Below are 17,839 nucleotides of genomic sequence, written 5' to 3' on the forward strand. Positions count from 1 at the left end.
AGAATGTGTCGAAAGCGTTGCGGGGAAAGGGAAAATCACAAAAGTTATTGATATAGTGATCTCTCTTTGCCAACATCTCCCTAAGAAGATTATAATAGTCAAATGAGAGATCATAATAGGAGGAACGAAGCGAATGACACATCATATAGAAACGGCTAAACTTGTGTCACTAAATATAGGAATGCCGAAATCAATAACACACGGCAGCAAAGAAATATTAACAGGAATTTATAAGCAGCCTTCACAAGCAACCCATGCTTTGAGCACTATAGGACTTGAGGGCGATGGACAAGGCGATACGATTCACCATGGTGGACCGGACAAAGCGGTATGCGTCTATTTCGAGCAACGATACGCCTATTGGCGTGAGAAATACGAGGAGCCATTTGATTACGGAGCTTTTGGTGAAAACTTTACGCTCTCGAGCTGGACTGAAGGGGATTTGTGCATCGGCGATATTATCCAGGCAGGCGATGTGATCCTCCAAGTAAGTCAGCCAAGACAGCCGTGCTATAAGCTGGGGCTGCGGCATAAGCTGCCGGAATTGCCGGGACATGTTCAGCGTGAAGGCTACACAGGTCTTTATTTCCGCGTACTCCAAGAGGGCCATATACAGGCAGGGATGACGTTTGAAATTAAATATAAACATCCGGCCCGTAAAACGGTTATGGAAGCTAACCGTGTCATGTACCGTGATAAAGATGACATAAAGGGAATAAGAGAGCTGCTTGAAGTGAAAGAATTGGCTGCGAGCTGGCAGGAACAGCTAGGGGCTCGCTTGACAAGATTGCAGCTTGATCAATAAGGAGGCTTGTCTGTTTTGACCGACACCATAGATTTTACAGCTTATTTAGATGCATATGCGTTCGCTGAGCCTTGTCTTATTGAGAGCAGGGAGAGCGGAATGAATAATACGACCCGAATCATTTCGTCGGGAAATAAAAAATTTGTTTTTCGCATTTACAATAACCATAAGGATATTGATATTGTAAGGCTTGAACATGAGATACTGAACGATTTGAATAAACAGAAGCTAACATTTAAGGTGCCGATTCCAATTCAGAATAAACAAGGCGAAACGATTAGCGTTGCAACAGATGGCACCTTATCGTCATTATTTCAGTTTATTGATGGTGACCGACCGACGGTTTCAAACCCAGCGCATGTTTATGCGCTAGGCGTTACAGCTGCGAAGCTTTCTAGCGCTTTAAGCGGAATAAACCCAAAAGGCTTGCCGCTTTACAGCCCTTATTTCATGTTGGAGAATACATATGCTTTGATGGATGAGGAAGCTTTTTTTGCAATGGCAGAGTTGTCCGTAGATCTTAAAGGTAGAAAATCAAGCTTCATGGCCTTGCATGAGGAGCGTCTGAAGCTGAAAGAGGATTGTAATCAACTTGTCGGGCTGCCGGAACAATGGATCCATGGTGATTTGGTTTTTAATAATACGGTATGTCAAGGTGATGAAATCGTAGGCGTGCTGGATTTTGAATTCACGACTGTCGATGTTAGAGCGATGGAGCTTGCTGTCATTATTGTCGATATCATAAAACCAGACGGCCTAAATATAAAAGAGAAGGTGAAGCTTTTATTGCAGGGATATCAGGATACGAATCCGTTAACTCTTCATGAAATTAAGATATTGCCGATATTAATGAAATTAAGATTGCTTGATGTAGCATTGCATTTTGCCATACGCTTAAGAGATAATTTAGATGATGAGGAAATACTTTGCGGCATTATCGATCAGTCAGCATTTGGCTGCCGCTGGATTAATGAACATTGGGAGGATGATTTTTCATGAGTTTAGCCAAAGCACTCGGATACGGCGAGAACGAAAAACTGCTCATTATTAACGCAGATGACTATGGAGTATGCCATTCGGTAAATGTCGGCATTCAGCAGCTGCTGCTAGAACAAACGGTGAGCTCGGCGACGATTATGATGCCTTGCGGCTGGGCGAGGGAAGCAGCGCTATGGAGTGCAAGGCACCCGCAAGTCGATGTGGGTGTCCATTTCACATTTACTAGCGAATGGGATATGTACCGCTGGGGTCCAGTCAACCGCAAAGGAAGCACAAGTTCGCTTGTCACCCATGAAAATTATTTCCCGAAGGACAGTAAAACCTTTGAGCTGCAAGCTGATCCAGAGCAAGTAAAAGAAGAACTTATCGCACAAATTGAAATGGCTTTAGCTATGGGGATGAAACCATCGCATGCGGACAATCACATGGGAAGCTTGTATGGGTTAGCAACCGGCAGAAATTTCTTATCTATCGTTCTGGATGTATGCGCTTCCTATGGCCTGCCTTTCCGTTTGCCGCGTAATTTAAGGCAAAATATTGGTCAAGTGGCCTCTCCTGAGCTGGAAGAGCAAGCCAAACAGCTCGGAATGCTGGCGGATTCGAAGGGTGTTGTTATCCTTGATTATTTAATCGGCTTGCCGTTCCACTTGGAGGAGGGTGAAACATTTGATTCACTAAAGGCAAGCATGCAGCAGGTGCTTGAGGGTCTGCAACCAGGCGTTTCTGAAATTATTATACATCCGTCTCTCGTAACCGATGAGCTGAATGCTTTTCACATGCAGCCTCTAAAGCGGGGAATGGAGTTCGAATTATTCCGTGATGCAGAGATCAAGAATACGTTGCAAAAAGAAAACATCCGTATGATTCGCTGGAGTGAACTACAAAAACTGCAGCGTGCTCGAACAGGCTTTACAACCTAACGAAGGAGTTGACTTATGTCTATTGAAGCGATAAAACTACTAGCCGAACAATTGAAATCTAATATTGGACGCGTCATCGTAGGCAAAGAGGAAGTTGTAGAACTAATGCTCATCGGACTCCTTACATCAGGGCATGTGCTGCTCGAGGATGTGCCTGGAACAGGAAAGACCTTGCTCGCTAAATCTATGGCCAAATCATTGGCTTTATCTTTCAGGCGAATTCAATTTACACCCGACTTGCTTCCATCGGATCTAAGCGGCATTCATTTCTATAATCAAAAAATAAGCGAGTTTGAATTCAGAGCTGGTCCATTGTTTACTCATTTGCTGTTAGCAGATGAGATTAATCGTGCGACGCCTCGTACCCAATCGAGTTTGCTCGAATGTATGGAAGAGCGTCAAATCAGCATCGACGGTGAAACCAAATATTTGGAACGTCCATTTATGGTTATTGCTACACAAAATCCAGTGGAGCATCAAGGAACGTTTCCACTTCCGGAAGCACAGCTCGATCGTTTTTTATTCAAAATTAAGATGGGTTATCCGACGACTGAAGAAGGTTTGCTGCTATTAAAACGTTTTAAAGATCATGATCCGCTTGCGGAGCTTGAGCCAGTTGCAGGAATAGATGTCATTCAGAAGGCACAGCAAGCCTATTCAGCGGTGAAAGTGAACGATGACATCCTTCAGTATTTGCTGCAAATCGTGGAGCAAACACGAAGGCGTGAGGAGGTTTCTGTTGGTGTCAGTCCGCGTGGCAGTCAAGCGCTGCTCCGCGCTTCCCAGGTCCATGCCATTTTGCGAGGACGTGATTTCGTTACGCCAGATGATATAAAGGCAATGGCGAAGCCGGTCTTGTCCCACCGACTAGCCATTCGCGGCATGCATCGTACAGCAAATCAGGCGGAGTCCATTATTGATGACATTATTCGTTTGACGGCCGTGCCTGCTGAAGCAGGCGTTACGGCTCGTTAGGCAGCCTGATGATTTTATTCTGGTTTATATTAGCTGCAATCGTCATTTTGTCACTACAGGGCAAAATATTTCAAAAGCTCGTATTGCGCCGTATCCAATATGAACGGCGTTTTACGAGCAAAACATGCTATAGCGGTGAGCAAGTTGAGATGATAGAAGAGATGGCAAACGCCAAATGGCTGCCGGTGCCTTGGCTGCGCGTGGAATCACAGCTATCCACTCATCTGCATTTTCAACAGCTTGATAATTTTTCTGTGAGCAGCGGGCAGCTTTATCAGAACCATAAGAGCTTCTTTAGTCTATCGCCGTATACAAAAATTACGCGCACACACCGCATCACCTGTGCAAAACGAGGCTGGTACAAGCTTCAAACCGTCACGTTAACGGGCGGTGATCCGCTTGGTTTAACCCATTCGTCCGCTCAAATTGCGCTTCAAGGGGAACTGCTTGTTTATCCAAAGCCTGCCGAGGTCCCCATTCATGAGCTGCCTTATCATAGCTGGCAGGGTGATCAATCGATTCGCCGCTGGATTATCAACGATCCATTCATTATTGCAGGCGTTCGTGATTATCAAGCGGGCGATACGTATAAGCAAATCAACTGGAAAGCTACTGCAAAAACAGGAAGCCTTCAAGTCCATCAGTATGATTTTACCGCGGACCGCAGACTGATGATTTATTTGAATGTGGACGATGTAGAGGGCATGTGGCGAAGCGTAACTGATTTATCGTTAATCGAGCTAGGCATTGAATGGGCAGCAGGGGCAGCTGAAGCTGTAATTCAGCAGGGCATGGAAGTTGGTTTTGCATCCAATATGCCTTTGACCGGCATGATGGAAAGCGTCCACATTGAACCTAGAGGCGGGCATGAGCATTTAATCGTTATTTTAGAGGAAATGGCGAAGCTCGATATTGAACGCACAGAGCTGTTTCATCATTTGTTGGAACGCGAAGCAAGAAGCGGCTTCAGTGAACGAGATGTGCTAATGATTACGGCTTATTGGAACGAAGAACTGGAAAAACAAGCTGAACAGCTTCGCTACAACGGCAATGCAGTCGCAGTTTGGATGCTGACAGATAAAGCTAAGCCAACGATTAGCGATGTTGGACAAGCGATATCAGGTAGCAGCAGAGAAGAGGTGACCGCGTGAATGAGCCCCAAAAGCGATCTTTTCCTTTAAATACCCTAGGTCAAGGCGTTATTGAACTGCTCTTTTATTTGCCCGTATTTATAGCGATAGCTGTTTACTTGCTGCCTGCTGGAGCTTTGTGGCCATGGATAGCAACGATTCCTCTCTGCTACTGGGCAGCATCGCTAATTCTCGGAAAATATCCAAGATTACGATACGGCGTGAAGCTGCTTCTAGCTATTGCTATTGGGGCGTTGCATAGCAGTTTGTTCATTATCGCATGGGTAGGTAATGTGGATATCGTCCCTATGGTTGTATGCGGACTTGCTGCTGCTGTAGCAGCAATGAGGGGCATGTCGGCGCAATTGCGGGGATGGTTCAACTCATTTCCCAATACACAGATGCTGATTGGCGTGCTCCTTTATGTAGCTGTGCAGCCGTTAAAAATAATTGCGTTAAAAAAACTGATGGAGTACAACGGTCTTTTAATGGTTTGCGGAATTGCTGCCGTCATTATATTTTTCTTTTTTGCAAATGAGCGGCATTTGAACAGTGAAACAGTAGATTCAGGTAAAACGTCAGCTACTCTTGCTTTTAAACGCCAAAATCGTCTATTAATTATTGTAATCGTCAGCATCATTAGCATTCTTGCTCTTTTCCGCCAAATTCAGAAGATGATTGAGAGCTTCTTTCATTCAATCATTGAACGAATAATGAATTGGCTAAACCAGTCTAGGGAGCAAACACCGGCCGAAGAACCTCCTATTGATTCTTCAACACCTGAGATGCCTTTGGAGGAAACGAAGCCGCCGTCTGATTGGATGCTGCTACTCGAGCAAATTGCGAAAATCATCGGCATCGTGTTAGTCATCATCATCCTCTGCATTCTGTTCTATTTTATTGCTAGAAAGGTAATGCAATGGGCGAAGCTGATTGCTGCTAAATTGCAGGAAAGAGGAGCAGATAGCCGCAATAACGGGGTTGGTTTTACAGATGAAGTTGAAAGTTTAATGACATTAACTAAATGGCGGGAGCAAATGGGCAATAAACTGAAGCAGCTGCTGCCAAAGAAGCGCTCCTTTGCCCAGGAATGGAACGAGCTGCGAACAAATACAGAAAAAATCAGGTTTTTATATGCTCGCTTATTGAGAAGCAGCGCCGAACAGGGGTATACGGTCAAAGAACATATGACTCCGCGCGAAACGTCAGAAGACCTGAATACATGGCAGGCTGGCAAGCTCGACAATATGCCTCGATTTATTGAGTTGTACGAAGAAGCAAGGTATGGCGATAAGCAGCCAGATGACAAACAAATCAACGCTCTTAAAAACCAGTTCGAAAAAAAAGGGAATCAAGCTTAAAAAGCTGATTCCCTTTTTTTGGTGTTTGATTCAAAGCTTAACCATATAATCATTTGAGGCTTAAAATATGTTCGGCAATCTTATGGCCATGATACCGTCCGGATTCGATGAAAATTTCATTTGCTTCATGTCTGGAGGCTACCACTCCTGCGAGATAAATGCCTGGAACATTCGTTTCCATAGTATCTTCGTTGAAGGTTGGATACCCTTCTTCCTCAATCGTAACGCCGCTTGTGTTAAGGAAGTTGCGATCGGGATGGAAGCCGGTCAAAGCTAATACAAAATCATTTTCCAAACGGATCTCGCCTTCAGGTCCTAGTACAGTGATGTCATTGTTTTCGATAGAGGTTACAGTTGACTGAAACAGCATGCGAATAGAGCCTTTCGTTACTTTGCTCTGGAAACCTGGCTTAACCCATGGCTTAATGCTGGTGGAATAATCATTGCCGCGATAGACGACCGTTACCTCTGCACCGACCCGCTCAAGCTCTAAAGCCGCATCGATTGCGGAGTTGCTGCCGCCAATAATGGCAACTTTCATACCAACGTAGGGATGCGATTCGCGGAAGAAATGACTAACCTTATCGAGCTGCTCACCGGGAATGCCCAGCTCATTCGGATGATCGAAATAACCTGTAGCGATGATGACATACTTGCTTTGGTATGTGCGCTTCTCGCCAAAACGATCTTCTCCATGCAAAATAAACTGTCCATTCTCAGGCGTAATCTTATTTATCATTTCATAGGCTTGCACACGAACGTTTTTGCGCTGCGCGGCTGTTCTATAATAATTAAGTGCTTCCAGTCTGGAAGGCTTATCGTTAGCCGTTGTGAATGGTATATCGCCGATTTCAAGATTTTCTGGACTGCTGAAAAATTGCATATAAGTGGGATATTGCGAGATTGAATGTACAATGTTGCGTTTCTCTATGACAAGCGGCTGGAGACCAATCCGTTCGAGTTCAATCGCTGCTGCCAAGCCGCACGGACCGCCTCCAATGATGATGGCTTCTTCTTTTTGCATTTGTATTACCCTCCTATACTATAACGAAGCTATATAAATTCTAATATAACGATCATTTTACTGCGAGGCGTACATATTGTGCAAATCTGGATTTATGGCTCTCGTGTACATGCAATATATTATTGTATAATAATGTGTAACCATTCTTATTTGTATACCGGTTCTATGAAACTAGCTTTATTTCACAAAATGATAGGAGGAGATCACATGCGGCGACGTTTTGTAATAGAGGCAGTACTGGTGGCAACGTATGGACATCTTCTTGTACCGAGTCGTCCAATTGATTTTGTCGTACCTTATTCATCCATAGCTGAGCTGTATGAAATGAGAGACGGTGTTGAACCTGTCATGGATGATCCAGATGATGATGGGCATGTAAAAACCAAAATAAATGAACTTATTTCTTTTTTTGAGGATGCTCTTAATCGCAAAAAAATTGAAAAGGCTATGCAAGTGCCTTGGCGAGAAAGCTCTCCGCTCATTCTAAATGATACGATTCATTTTACGGTCGTGCATGCTGTCGATAATGCCCATTATGGCGAGATGTTCGATCCGATCGAAACGGAATTGCTGTTAACAGGGTTGAAGCTGCAAGTCCCATTGCTGTCGGATCAGTTTGAGTTTCAAGATAAGCTGATAGAAGCAGAGGTTCCTGTACAAATTTACGATATTGAAGATTTTGAGTTTGCGGTAGAGGAAGGCATCTCCTCAAGCGACTTTGATTTGCCGAATGAGTCGGACAGGTTTTAAATCATTTTTTTGTAAAAACCTCTTGCGCAAAGGCAGAAACAGGTGTTAAGATTTGGATGGGTTAGGAAAATATGATCAAATGGATACGAAAAGGGGGGCTCACGAATGTTTTTCAATCAGATTGGAATGAATGTCGAAGGCGCGCAGTTTAGCATGAATTTCCATCTTGTTGTTCAAACATGCCGATCGGGCTGCCTTCGTTCATTGGTGTCAACGCAGCTTTTTTGACCGTTGCACGCTATTATACGAAGATCTCAAGCCGATTATGGCTTGAGGTCTTTTTTTGTTTCCTATAGGGGAAGGGGCAATCCAATGAAAACGCTGTTACGTTTGATGATTTATGTAAGACCGAGTGCCAAATGGGTATTTACAGCGGTTATCATTATGATTTTTGCGACGATATTCGATTTGGTAGCTCCTTGGGTATTAGCCAAAATATTTGACGAAGGGATCAGAAAAAGCAATATGTCCGTTGTGATCGGATTAACACTTGCTTTGGCAGGCATTCAAGCTTTAAAGAGCTTAGGCATGTTTATACAAGGTTATTCCCAAGAGCTAGTCGGCCAAAATGTCGTGTTTAAACTCCGGAAAGAGCTTTATGAGCATTTGCAGCGGTTATCATTTTCTTATTATGACCGTGCGCAGACTGGTCAGCTCATGTCCAGAATGACTGGTGATATTGATGCGGTAAAAAACTTTGTCGGGTTTGGAGCGATGAACCTATTTACTGGCATGCTGACATTTATCGGAACGACGATTTTCATGATGACGATGCAATGGAAAGTAACTTTAATCAGCTTAATTACAATTCCTTTTATTTTGTTCGTGTTATTTCGCTTTAATCACAAAGTAGGACCAGCTTGGTCCAATATTCGTGAACAAATGGGGCGCTTAACGACTACGCTTCAAGAAAATATTTCAGGCATACGAGTTGTCAAATCTTTTGCAACGGAGTCCGTAGAACAACGGAAATTCGCTGAGCGAAATGAGCAAAACTTTGATACAAATATGGACCGGGCAAGGCTGGAGGCAAAAGCATTTCCGCTCATGGGCTTTTACGGAGGACTCACGTTTGTTTTGATGATCTGGATCGGTGCTATTTTTGTTGCTCGGGAAGAGATGTCGATTGGTACCTTCATGGCGTTTCAATGGTACACATGGGGCATTATTTGGCCGCTGAACATGCTAGGCTGGCAAATTAATATTTTCCAACAAGCGATTAAAGCAGCACCACGTGTATTTGAAGTGCTGGACACACCGGTTGATATTCAAACCCCTGAACAAGCGATAATTACGGACGGAATGCACGGCAACGTCGTTTTTGATCGTGTAACATTCTTCTTCTCCGATCAGGATTTAGCGAAGGATAAGCCGATATTGGATGAGGTTTCTTTCCAAGTGAAGCAAGGTGAGGTGATCGGTGTACTCGGAGCTACGGGTTCAGGCAAAAGCAGTCTGATTGGCTTGCTTTCTCGTTATTATGATGTGTCCGGTGGCAGTGTACTCATTGATGGTGTAGATGTGCGGGAATATGAGCTTGATGGACTGCGGCGAAGCATAGGAATTGTACCGCAAGAGACCTTCTTGTTCTCAGCATCGATTAGAGATAATATCGCCTACGGTCTTCCGGATGCGACGCAGGAGCAAATTGAGGAGGCAGCACGCAAATCGCAAATCCATTCCTTCATCGAAAGCATGCCAAGCGGCTACGATACGCGAATCGGTGAGCGGGGTGTCGGGCTCTCTGGCGGACAAAGACAACGCGTGGCGCTTGCTCGTGCGATTTTAATGGATCCGCCAATTCTAGTACTGGATGAAGCGACAGCGAGTGTAGATACAGCAACAGAATCAGCTATTCATGAAGCTTTATTAGAAGTCATGAAGGGTCGTACGACATTTATAATCGCGCAGCGGCTTTCCTCGATTCAGCATGCGGACCGTATTATTGTGCTTGAAAATGGCCGTGTGGCTGAACAAGGCACACATAAGGAACTAAATGAAGGCAGTGGCTTCTTCCGTCAATTGTTCGATAGACAGAAGCAAATCGCGCATCAATAGAAGAGAGGTGAAAACATGAGTCAAGTGGAGTGGGATATGGATTCTGATGTAGAAGAAAAGCCGTTTAATGGGAAATACATGCGGCGTATGCTTCAATATCTTATCCCTTATCGCAAATTAATGACGTGGGTCATTATTATAGTACTTATTAATATGTTATTAAGCTTATCCGAGCCAATTATTCTAGCATATATCATCGATAAAGGGATAAACCAAAAAGATTATTCGGTTATCCATGTATTGGGTGCTATTCTGCTGGGCGTTAAGCTAATAGGCTGGTTGTTTAGCTATATGCATACCAGATGGATCAATTTTACAGGTCAACGTATTTTGTTTGATCTTCGTCAGCAATTATTTAATCATTTGCAAACCTTGTCCTTTCGTTTTTTTGATGGACGTCCCGCTGGTAAAATTATGTCCAGAATTACGAATGATACAAATGCAATTGGAGAGCTAATCAACGGCGGTTTGATAACGATGGTAATGGAGGTTACGCATTTACTTGGCATCGTCATTATTTTGATCTGGATGGATTGGCAGCTTGCTTTGCTCTCATTTATTATGATGCCTCTGCTCTATTTCATCGTTGCTAAGCTCCGTCCAAAAATTGAAGGCTCATGGTCGCGTTCACGCTCAACGATGTCATCGATTAACGGTAATGTGAACGAAACGATACAGGGCATTCGTGTCATTCAAGCCTTCTCACGCCAGCGGACTAATAATGAGCGATTTGAAGGCATAAATACCCGCAACAAAGGCGCATTTATGCGAGCAATTACGTTGGAATCGACTGTATATCCACTGGTTGAAATGATCGGAATGCTGGGCACCTGTATCGTAGTTTGGTTCGGAGCCACGAAGGTCATTGAAGGCGCGCTTACGCTTGGCTTCATTATGGCGTTCATTAATTATTTATGGCGCTTCTGGGGGCCGCTGAGCGCCTTATCCAAGGTTTATAGCCAGCTGTTGTCAGCTATGGCTTCTGCCGAGCGTATATTTGAAGTGCTGGATACCGATCCAGAGGTGAAAAATAGCAAGCATGCTTTAGAACTGCCGCAGGTTCGCGGCGAGGTYGAGTTTGATAATGTTTCGTTTCGATATGAGGAAAATAAACCTGATGTGCTTCATAACGTTTCATTTCTCGTTAAGCCCGGGCAAAGAGTAGCTTTAGTCGGGCCAACCGGCGCTGGAAAAAGCACGATCGTTAATCTCTTGATGCGCTTCTACGATGCTACAGACGGTACTGTACGAATTGACGGGATGGACGTCAAGCAGGCAACGCTCGAATCACTACGCAAGCAAATGGGGATCGTGCTTCAGGATTCATTTATTTTTGCGGGTACGGTAGAAGAGAACTTGCGTTATGGCAACGACCATGCAACAGAGGAAGAGCTGCTTAGAGCAGCCGAGAGCGTAAGGCTAGACCGCGTTGTAAGCAAATTGTCAGAAGGGTATCAAACGCAGCTGGAGGAGAGAGGCTCAAAACTCTCGGTAGGCCAAAGGCAATTGCTCGCTTTCGGCCGTGTATTGCTATCAGATCCCGGCATACTCATATTAGACGAGGCTACTTCCAGCGTAGATATGGAAACAGAGCAGCATATTCAAGAGGCTTTGCATACGCTGCTAGCAGGAAGAACAGCTTTTATTATCGCGCACAGACTATCCACCATTAAGGATGCTGATCTTATTCTCGTCATTGAGAACGGAAGAGTAGCCGAGCAGGGGTCGCATTCGGAGCTGATGAAGAAAGGCGGCATCTACTCCAATCTTGTTCTAACACAGCTGTCTATGCAGGAATCAGTTATTTTGCAAACCAGTTCTTAATGGCATTAAATAAAAAAAGAGGGCAAGTCAGGCTTACGCAAAAAATGCGCTAGCTTGACTCGTCCTCTTTTTTTGTGCGATCGATTGCTTGTGCCATCGTTTTATCTGTTAAATGCGCATAAATTTGCGTCGTTTCCGGTGAAGCATGCCCAAGCTGCTCTTGAGTTTTGTAGATGTCGTTTCGCAGATAGTAGTCCGTGGCGAAGCTATGTCTGAGCTTATGTACGGATAAGTAAGGTTTTCCAAAGCGTTTGGCATATTTCAGGACCATTTCTTGAATGGCTCGCTTCGTCATGCGCGAACCCTCATTTTTTCCATTAGCAACAGCCAGAAACAAAGCCTTTTCTCTTTTTGGCGCCTTGTAACGGAGTTCCCTAAGAGTCAAATAAGCTTGCAGATCCTCAACCGCCTCTTGGCGAAAATATACAGGGGTTTTAAACGTATCGTCATTTTTACCTTTGCGATATACATAGGAAAGCTTCTTCTTGAGATCTATATCATCGACGTTCAAATTGACGAGTTCAGATACGCGCAAGCCTGAATGTAGAATAAAGCTAATGATACATGCATCTCTTATCATATTAAGCTCGTATGCGTAAAGTGCCTGCTTGTTTTTGGCAACATCCGTCCCATAATGCTGTTTAATATAAGCCATAAATTCGGAAATTTCCTCTTCTTGAAGCAGCTTTCCCTCAAGCTTTGCGGCTGTATCCTTCGGCTTATGCGTACGTTTAATCGTAACCTTTGCCATAACATTCCGTTTGAGCAGAGGATAAAACTCCTCATCCTCTGCAATTTGACTTAAATAATGAAATAACGAGCGGAGGGAGGAAAGCTTGCGTGAGATCGTCGTTTTACTGTTTCGCTCTACTTTATGAGTCGATAAATACATACGAAAGCCATCTATACTGTCCATATGCAGCTTTTCCAGTTCAAGCAAAGCTACATCTCTAATAGTTGCTGCTTCAGAAAGGCCTTCTGCCATTAACCAGTTAAGAAAGGTTTCATAGTCTCTCATATATTCGACAAGCGATGAAGGAGATAAATCCGGAAGTTTGTAATTAATAAATTTTTCAATATACCATGGCATCGTAGGAAGTTTCTTGTCCAGCTCTTCACGATCTTTTTGTTTAATAATATTGATGGCGAGTCACTCCTAAAATTAATGGTGCGAATAATTAACGGCGTTTAATAAACATAATAATAATTATGTTAACAAATTGTAATAATAACCAGATGAATAGTTATATTGTAACAATTAGAGTAAGGGGGTACAACGTCATAAAAGGGTAATAGGAAAAAAAAGAATTCTCTACTCAGAGACTTCTTCTCATTATGACCTTCATACGTTGATTATGGTGCTTGGATGTATAAAAATTTATTTAATGGTCACTCTAAAAAAACAAAATAATATCTCATTTATTTTATTTTTTATTTTTGAAACCCATTAATAAACAGCCCGTATACCTTTTTATAACTTCATCGTGCTTCATTCCAAAGGGGAGTAGCTGCTACAGTAAAGTCGTCATTACGAGAATCTAACGATCTCCGGCTTTATTGGCAACTTAACGTTGTTAGCGAGACCTTTGCCACTAGTCGGCAAAGGTCTATTTTTTGGGTGTAAGCACAAGTTAAATTTACTTATGCAGAGTCGAAAGGGAGGAATCTTGTATGGATTTTGGTTTGTTAATGGAATATGGATGGGTTCTGCTCATCCTCATTGCAATTGAAGGTTTGCTCGCAGCAGACAATGCACTTGTGCTGGCTATCATGGTCAAACATCTGCCGGAGAAAGAACGGAAAAAAGCATTGTTTTATGGCTTAGCAGGGGCATTTGTTTTCAGATTTGCTTCGTTATTCGCTATTTCCTTTCTGGTTGGAGTGTGGCAAGTACAGGCAATTGGCGCGTTGTACCTATTATTCATTGCGCTAAACCATATTTTCCGAAAAGTCATTTTCAAGAAGCATGTCGATAATGCAACGGAAGACAAAAAAGAAACCAAAAAAGCTAGCGGTTTCTGGTTTACTGTATTAAAGGTAGAAATTGCGGATATCGCATTTGCAGTTGATTCCATCTTGGCAGCTGTTGCGCTTGCGATGGCGCTGCCAACGACCAATTTGCCGAAAATAGGCGGAATGGATGGCGGTCACTTTGCAGTCATCTTTATCGGTGGTTTCATCGGTCTAATCATTATGCGTTTCGCTGCTTCAGCTTTCGTGAAGCTGCTAGAGCGCAAGCCTGGACTTGAAGTTGCTGCATTCGTTATCGTAGGTTGGGTAGGCGTCAAGCTAGCTGTTGTCACATTGTCACACCCTAAACTGGGGATCATTTCAGAATCATTCTCCCATTCAGCAGCTTGGAAAATTACCTTCTATGTTGTCCTTGTCTTAATCGCTGTTATAGGATGGTTCCTATCGAGCGACAAAGAGGAATCCAATGACGGTAAGGTAGCAACAAATAACAACTAATTTATTTTCAATATAAATCAGAAAAAAACTGTTGAGCAAACTCAACAGTTTTTTTCTTTTTATTAGCTTATAAATGTTCCGAATTCCTCTATATCACGTCACATTAAACCGTTAAGATTGCTTCATTATTTGATTCAGATTTTTGCGATGTTGTAAATTAGTAAATATATGCAATTCTGCAAATTCGGTTACAATTCCATTTTAACTGTGCTAAACTCAAACGAGTCTGTAGAAGAGTTGCCAATCTTCTTCCAAATTGCGGACAATTTTTATGTACGCTATAGAAAAAGGAGGTTCATTCTTAAATGATGAACACTAAATTCATACAACATAGTATGGCGCTTATTATTATATTTATGCTGGCATTTTCGGTTCCGCTCGAAGCTGCTCATGCTGCTCCGCCTGCTACATTAAAGGTAGGAAGCTCAGGACCCGATGTTCCGGATTTGCAATATCGGTTAAAAACGCTAGGTTATTTTAATAAAGACGTAACTGCTTATTTTGGCACAACGACGTTAGAGTCACTCAAACGTTTTCAGAAGGATTATGGTGTGGCTTCCGACGGCGTCGCAGGCGCACAGACTTGGAAAACACTTAAGAGTGTTTCCGTGAATCAAGGTGAGCTTGATTTGCTGGCAAGAATTATTTATGCAGAAGCACGTGGCGAATCCTATAAAGGGCAGGTTGCAGTTGGAGCTGTCGTTATGAATCGATTGGCATCGTCCAGTTTCCCAGATACAGTAAGAGGCGTTATTGAACAGCCGCGAGCATTTACTGCTGTTGATGATGGGCAATATAATCTTACCCCAAACAAACTTGCCTATCAAGCAGCACAGGAAGCTGTCAAAGGTTATGATCCAACAGGTGGAGCTCTTTATTATTTTAATCCAGAGACAGCTACATCAGAATGGATTTGGTCACGCAAGCAAACCGTAAAAATTGGACGTCATATATTTGCAGTATAAACAAAAGATTCTTATCGACAAGGTAACTTGCGATAAGAATCTTTTTGTATCTGTCATATTGGCCAGCGAGATGTTTTCAAAAAGTTATGCAATCATGTTACAATAAGAAAGATAGTATCATACTTTTTTTAAACATTCTGGAGGTGCCAACATTGAAAGTTGAAATTTGGTCGGATTATGTATGTCCGTTTTGTTATATAGGAAAAAGGAAGTTCGAGCTCGCGCTTGCAAAATTTGCGCATAAAGACAAGATCGAAATCGTATTCCGCAGTTTTGAGCTAGATCCAAGTGCTGATCCTAATTCAAATATAAGCACATACAGCATGCTTGCAACGAAGTATGGAATGAGCGTGGAGAAAGCAAAGGAAACAACGGCGAACGTAGCAGAACAAGCTGCAGCTGTAGGAATCACTTTTCATTTTGAAGGAACGGTATCTACAAATACGTTTGACTCACATCGTCTCGTTCACTTTGCTGCTGAGCAGGGCAAGGAAAAGGAACTTTCCGAGAGATTGTTTAAAGCATACTTCACAGATGGCGTAAATATCGGCAATCGCGAGCGCCTTGTTGAAATCGCTGCTGAAGTTGGGCTTGACACCGCCGCCGCAGCTGCAATGCTTGAATCTAACCAATTCGCTGACAATGTTCGTGGTGAAGAAGAGGAAGGCAGCAAGCTCGGTATCCGAGGTGTTCCTTTTTATGTAGTTGATCGTAAATATGCTGTTTCCGGCGCACAATCGCCTGAAGTGTTTTTGGACACATTAAATAAAGCGTGGGAAGAAAAACATCCAACCTTTATTCAAGTGAATGAAGGGGACGCTGATGTTACATGTACGGATGGTTATTGCGTTCCAGATTCATCAAAGTCTTAAGAGCTTACGAAGGGCGGACATTTCATGGAGGAATCAACTCTAAGGAGCAACTGTCAAATTGAGCGTATTGGTGAAATCATCGGGATGTCTGAGAAGTTTGCTTTTATATTAATAAATGAAAAACGTATCGAAGTGCCATTAACGAAAGTCGCTGAGGGTGTAATCCTCGGCGACTTTGTTGTCTGGACAGGCAGCTGCTGGAATCGTAAAACGATCTTATGAAAAAACGTATTTGTCGGATTAGCTTTCACAACTTATAATAGATAACGGTATAAAAGTCAGACGCTCGTTAAGAAGCGACGACATGCAAATACTTAGGGGGTTTTAAACGTGACAAATGAACAACAACGTCTGCTTGTGTTCGCAGGCTCTTATGCAGAAGCAGAGGAGAATGGCGTGTACGTGTATGCATTCGATGAGCAATCGGGTACATTAACGTTGACGGACGCGGTTGCTGATTTTAAAAATCCGACGTTTCTCAATGTAGATGCAGACCGCAAGCTATTGTATACGATCTCCGAAACCGTGAATCAATCAGGTCTTAAGGTTGGAGAGGCTGCGGCATTTGCCATTGATACCAAGGAGGGCTCATTACGGCTCATAAACCGTAAAGAGACGGTTGCTTCGACGACCTGTCATATTCAGCGCGATGCGAACAGCCGTTATTTGACGGTTACTAGCTATCATGGCGGCATGATTGGACTATTTGGCATCACAGAAGAGGGCGCTATCGGTCAAGAGCTTGATGTGAAACAACATGTTGGAAGCAGTCAGCATCCAGAACGCCAGGATCGTCCGCATCCGCATTCCTCGTTCTACAGCCCTGACGGTCGATACCTGTTCGTTTCTGATTTGGGACTGGATCGAATCGTCACTTATCGGTTGGATGAAGCTGATCATAAGCTTATTCACCATGCCGAAATTTCTTTGCATCCGGGAGCAGGGCCGCGTCATCTGTCGTTCCATCCGAATGGTAAATTCGTCTATGTCATTAATGAGGTGGATTCAACAATTACATCGTTTACATACGATAAAGAAACCGGCCAGTTGACGACTTTAGCAACCGTTAGCACTCTTCCGTCGGATTTTGATGGTGAAAACTCTTGTGCTGAAATTACAGTATCTTCAGACGGCAAATATGTATATGGTTCCAATCGCGGTCATGACAGCATTGTTGTTTTCGCAATCGATGAACAAACGGGTGCTTTGTCGCTTGTTCAGCACATTTCGGTTGAAGGCGGACATCCACGTCATTTTGCACTGACGCCAAACGGCAATTATTTACTTGCTGCAAACCGAGACACAAACAATATCGTTACATTCAAAGTTAATAAATCAAGTGGACAATTGACCTTCACTGGGAATAGCGTATCGTTATCTAAGCCAGTTTGTGTAATCCCTGTTTATTTAACGATGTAAATAATTAATGACGTAAGCATAGAGAGAAAAGGGGAATACAGAAGCGTGGCAACTAGCGAAGAAGAAAAACCGAAATTAAAGGCGACCAAAATTTTCAAATGTAAAAATCCGGACTGCAAAGCATGGGTTAGAGATGAGTTTGCTGCGACAGAGCAAACCTGTCCGATCTGCAAAGGACCAATGCTCAGAAGCATGAGGCATTTGCCAGCCGTTCAGAATAAGCCGAAACCTCAGCCACGTAAGCCGAAATCGGACTACTAAAATGTTT

Annotated in this window: 17 protein-coding genes; 15 read left to right on the forward strand and 2 right to left on the reverse strand. The window is 43.2% G+C overall.

Features of this window, described 5'->3' with window-relative positions:
- Positions 1–133: 133 nt before the first annotated feature.
- Genes AB4Z17_RS16435 through AB4Z17_RS16460 form a run of 6 tightly spaced genes read left to right on the forward strand, consistent with a single transcriptional unit; the run spans position 134 to position 6,190 of the window.
- Positions 134–805 carry an MOSC domain-containing protein gene (locus tag AB4Z17_RS16435; RefSeq protein ID WP_441907556.1) on the forward strand — a complete coding sequence of 224 codons (672 nt, stop codon included), beginning with the start codon at positions 134–136 and terminating at the stop codon, positions 803–805.
- 15 nt (positions 806–820) lie between these two features.
- Positions 821–1,804 carry a phosphotransferase gene (locus AB4Z17_RS16440; RefSeq protein ID WP_441960892.1) on the forward strand — a complete coding sequence of 328 codons (984 nt, stop codon included), beginning with the start codon at positions 821–823 and terminating at the stop codon, positions 1,802–1,804.
- Positions 1,801–2,724: a polysaccharide deacetylase family protein gene (locus AB4Z17_RS16445; protein WP_441882372.1), complete on the forward strand. Its 924-nt coding sequence runs from the start codon at positions 1,801–1,803 to the stop codon at positions 2,722–2,724. Before AB4Z17_RS16440 ends, AB4Z17_RS16445 begins: the two co-directional genes overlap by 4 nt.
- Positions 2,725–2,739: 15 nt before the next feature.
- Positions 2,740–3,699, forward strand: a complete 960-nt coding sequence (locus tag AB4Z17_RS16450) for an AAA family ATPase (RefSeq protein WP_441960894.1) — start codon at positions 2,740–2,742, stop codon at positions 3,697–3,699.
- 8 nt (positions 3,700–3,707) lie between these two features.
- Positions 3,708–4,850 (forward strand): DUF58 domain-containing protein, encoded by a 1,143-nt coding sequence (locus AB4Z17_RS16455; RefSeq protein WP_441907560.1) that lies wholly within the window; start codon positions 3,708–3,710, stop codon positions 4,848–4,850.
- Entirely contained in the window at positions 4,847–6,190 is a 1,344-nt protein-coding gene (locus AB4Z17_RS16460) for a DUF4129 domain-containing protein (RefSeq protein ID WP_441960895.1), read from the forward strand. The genes AB4Z17_RS16455 and AB4Z17_RS16460 overlap by 4 nt, the downstream gene beginning before the upstream one ends.
- 49 nt (positions 6,191–6,239) lie before the next feature.
- Here AB4Z17_RS16460 and AB4Z17_RS16465 read toward each other — a convergent pair whose 3' ends face one another.
- The gene (locus AB4Z17_RS16465) at positions 6,240–7,214 is read right to left on the reverse strand and encodes a YpdA family putative bacillithiol disulfide reductase (protein WP_339202626.1); all 975 of its coding nucleotides are present in this window, start codon (positions 7,212–7,214) and stop codon (positions 6,240–6,242) included.
- Positions 7,215–7,421: 207 nt separating this feature from the next.
- Here AB4Z17_RS16465 and AB4Z17_RS16470 point away from each other — a divergent pair, with 207 nt between their 5' ends.
- The 3 genes from AB4Z17_RS16470 (at position 7,422) to AB4Z17_RS16480 (ending at position 11,846) form a co-directional block, all read left to right on the forward strand.
- Positions 7,422–7,964: an ADP-heptose synthase gene (locus tag AB4Z17_RS16470; protein ID WP_441960897.1), complete on the forward strand. Its 543-nt coding sequence runs from the start codon at positions 7,422–7,424 to the stop codon at positions 7,962–7,964.
- A gap of 312 nt (positions 7,965–8,276) precedes the next feature.
- Positions 8,277–10,022, forward strand: coding sequence for an ABC transporter ATP-binding protein (locus AB4Z17_RS16475; RefSeq protein WP_441960899.1), 1,746 nt, complete (start codon positions 8,277–8,279; stop codon positions 10,020–10,022).
- Positions 10,023–10,037: 15 nt separating this feature from the next.
- On the forward strand, positions 10,038–11,846 hold the full coding sequence (locus AB4Z17_RS16480) for an ABC transporter ATP-binding protein (protein ID WP_441960901.1): 1,809 nt from the start codon (positions 10,038–10,040) through the stop codon (positions 11,844–11,846).
- 49 nt (positions 11,847–11,895) lie between these two features.
- Here AB4Z17_RS16480 and xerS read toward each other — a convergent pair whose 3' ends face one another.
- Positions 11,896–12,990, reverse strand: coding sequence for a tyrosine recombinase XerS (gene xerS, locus AB4Z17_RS16485; RefSeq protein WP_076265870.1), 1,095 nt, complete (start codon positions 12,988–12,990; stop codon positions 11,896–11,898).
- Between the two features lie 527 nt (positions 12,991–13,517).
- Between xerS and AB4Z17_RS16490 the strand changes: the two genes are divergently transcribed.
- The 6 genes from AB4Z17_RS16490 to AB4Z17_RS16515 all read left to right on the forward strand — a co-directional run bounded on the left by AB4Z17_RS16490 (position 13,518) and on the right by AB4Z17_RS16515 (position 17,832).
- Complete coding sequence (locus tag AB4Z17_RS16490) at positions 13,518–14,315, forward strand: TerC family protein (protein ID WP_441907566.1); 798 nt, start codon at positions 13,518–13,520, stop codon at positions 14,313–14,315.
- Between the two features lie 308 nt (positions 14,316–14,623).
- On the forward strand, positions 14,624–15,280 hold the full coding sequence (gene sleB, locus AB4Z17_RS16495) for a spore cortex-lytic enzyme (protein WP_441960920.1): 657 nt from the start codon (positions 14,624–14,626) through the stop codon (positions 15,278–15,280).
- 152 nt (positions 15,281–15,432) lie between these two features.
- Positions 15,433–16,152: a DsbA family oxidoreductase gene (locus AB4Z17_RS16500; RefSeq protein WP_430058938.1), complete on the forward strand. Its 720-nt coding sequence runs from the start codon at positions 15,433–15,435 to the stop codon at positions 16,150–16,152.
- Between the two features lie 24 nt (positions 16,153–16,176).
- Complete coding sequence (locus tag AB4Z17_RS16505; RefSeq protein WP_441960903.1) at positions 16,177–16,374, forward strand: hypothetical protein; 198 nt, start codon at positions 16,177–16,179, stop codon at positions 16,372–16,374.
- 108 nt (positions 16,375–16,482) lie between these two features.
- Complete coding sequence (locus tag AB4Z17_RS16510) at positions 16,483–17,571, forward strand: lactonase family protein (RefSeq protein WP_441960905.1); 1,089 nt, start codon at positions 16,483–16,485, stop codon at positions 17,569–17,571.
- Between the two features lie 45 nt (positions 17,572–17,616).
- Positions 17,617–17,832, forward strand: coding sequence for a cold-inducible protein YdjO-related protein (locus tag AB4Z17_RS16515; RefSeq protein ID WP_076265875.1), 216 nt, complete (start codon positions 17,617–17,619; stop codon positions 17,830–17,832).
- Positions 17,833–17,839: the final 7 nt, after the last annotated feature.

It is taken from the genome of Paenibacillus sp. TAF43_2, assembly GCF_052113545.1.
Lineage (GTDB): Bacteria > Bacillota > Bacilli > Paenibacillales > Paenibacillaceae > Pristimantibacillus.

Bases quoted from the DNA above. Each gene is read 5' to 3' on its own strand.
- sleB (WP_441960920.1), top strand. From the start codon at position 14,624: ATGAACACTAAATTCATACAACATAGTATGGCGCTTATTATTATATTT.
- AB4Z17_RS16475 (WP_441960899.1), top strand. From the start codon at position 8,277: ATGAAAACGCTGTTACGTTTGATGATTTATGTAAGACCGAGTGCCAAA.
- AB4Z17_RS16490 (WP_441907566.1), top strand. From the start codon at position 13,518: ATGGATTTTGGTTTGTTAATGGAATATGGATGGGTTCTGCTCATCCTC.
- AB4Z17_RS16465 (WP_339202626.1), bottom strand. From the start codon at position 7,214: ATGCAAAAAGAAGAAGCCATCATCATTGGAGGCGGTCCGTGCGGCTTG.
- AB4Z17_RS16505 (WP_441960903.1), top strand. From the start codon at position 16,177: ATGGAGGAATCAACTCTAAGGAGCAACTGTCAAATTGAGCGTATTGGT.
- AB4Z17_RS16455 (WP_441907560.1), top strand. From the start codon at position 3,708: ATGATTTTATTCTGGTTTATATTAGCTGCAATCGTCATTTTGTCACTA.
- AB4Z17_RS16435 (WP_441907556.1), top strand. From the start codon at position 134: ATGACACATCATATAGAAACGGCTAAACTTGTGTCACTAAATATAGGA.
- AB4Z17_RS16445 (WP_441882372.1), top strand. From the start codon at position 1,801: ATGAGTTTAGCCAAAGCACTCGGATACGGCGAGAACGAAAAACTGCTC.
- AB4Z17_RS16450 (WP_441960894.1), top strand. From the start codon at position 2,740: ATGTCTATTGAAGCGATAAAACTACTAGCCGAACAATTGAAATCTAAT.
- AB4Z17_RS16470 (WP_441960897.1), top strand. From the start codon at position 7,422: ATGCGGCGACGTTTTGTAATAGAGGCAGTACTGGTGGCAACGTATGGA.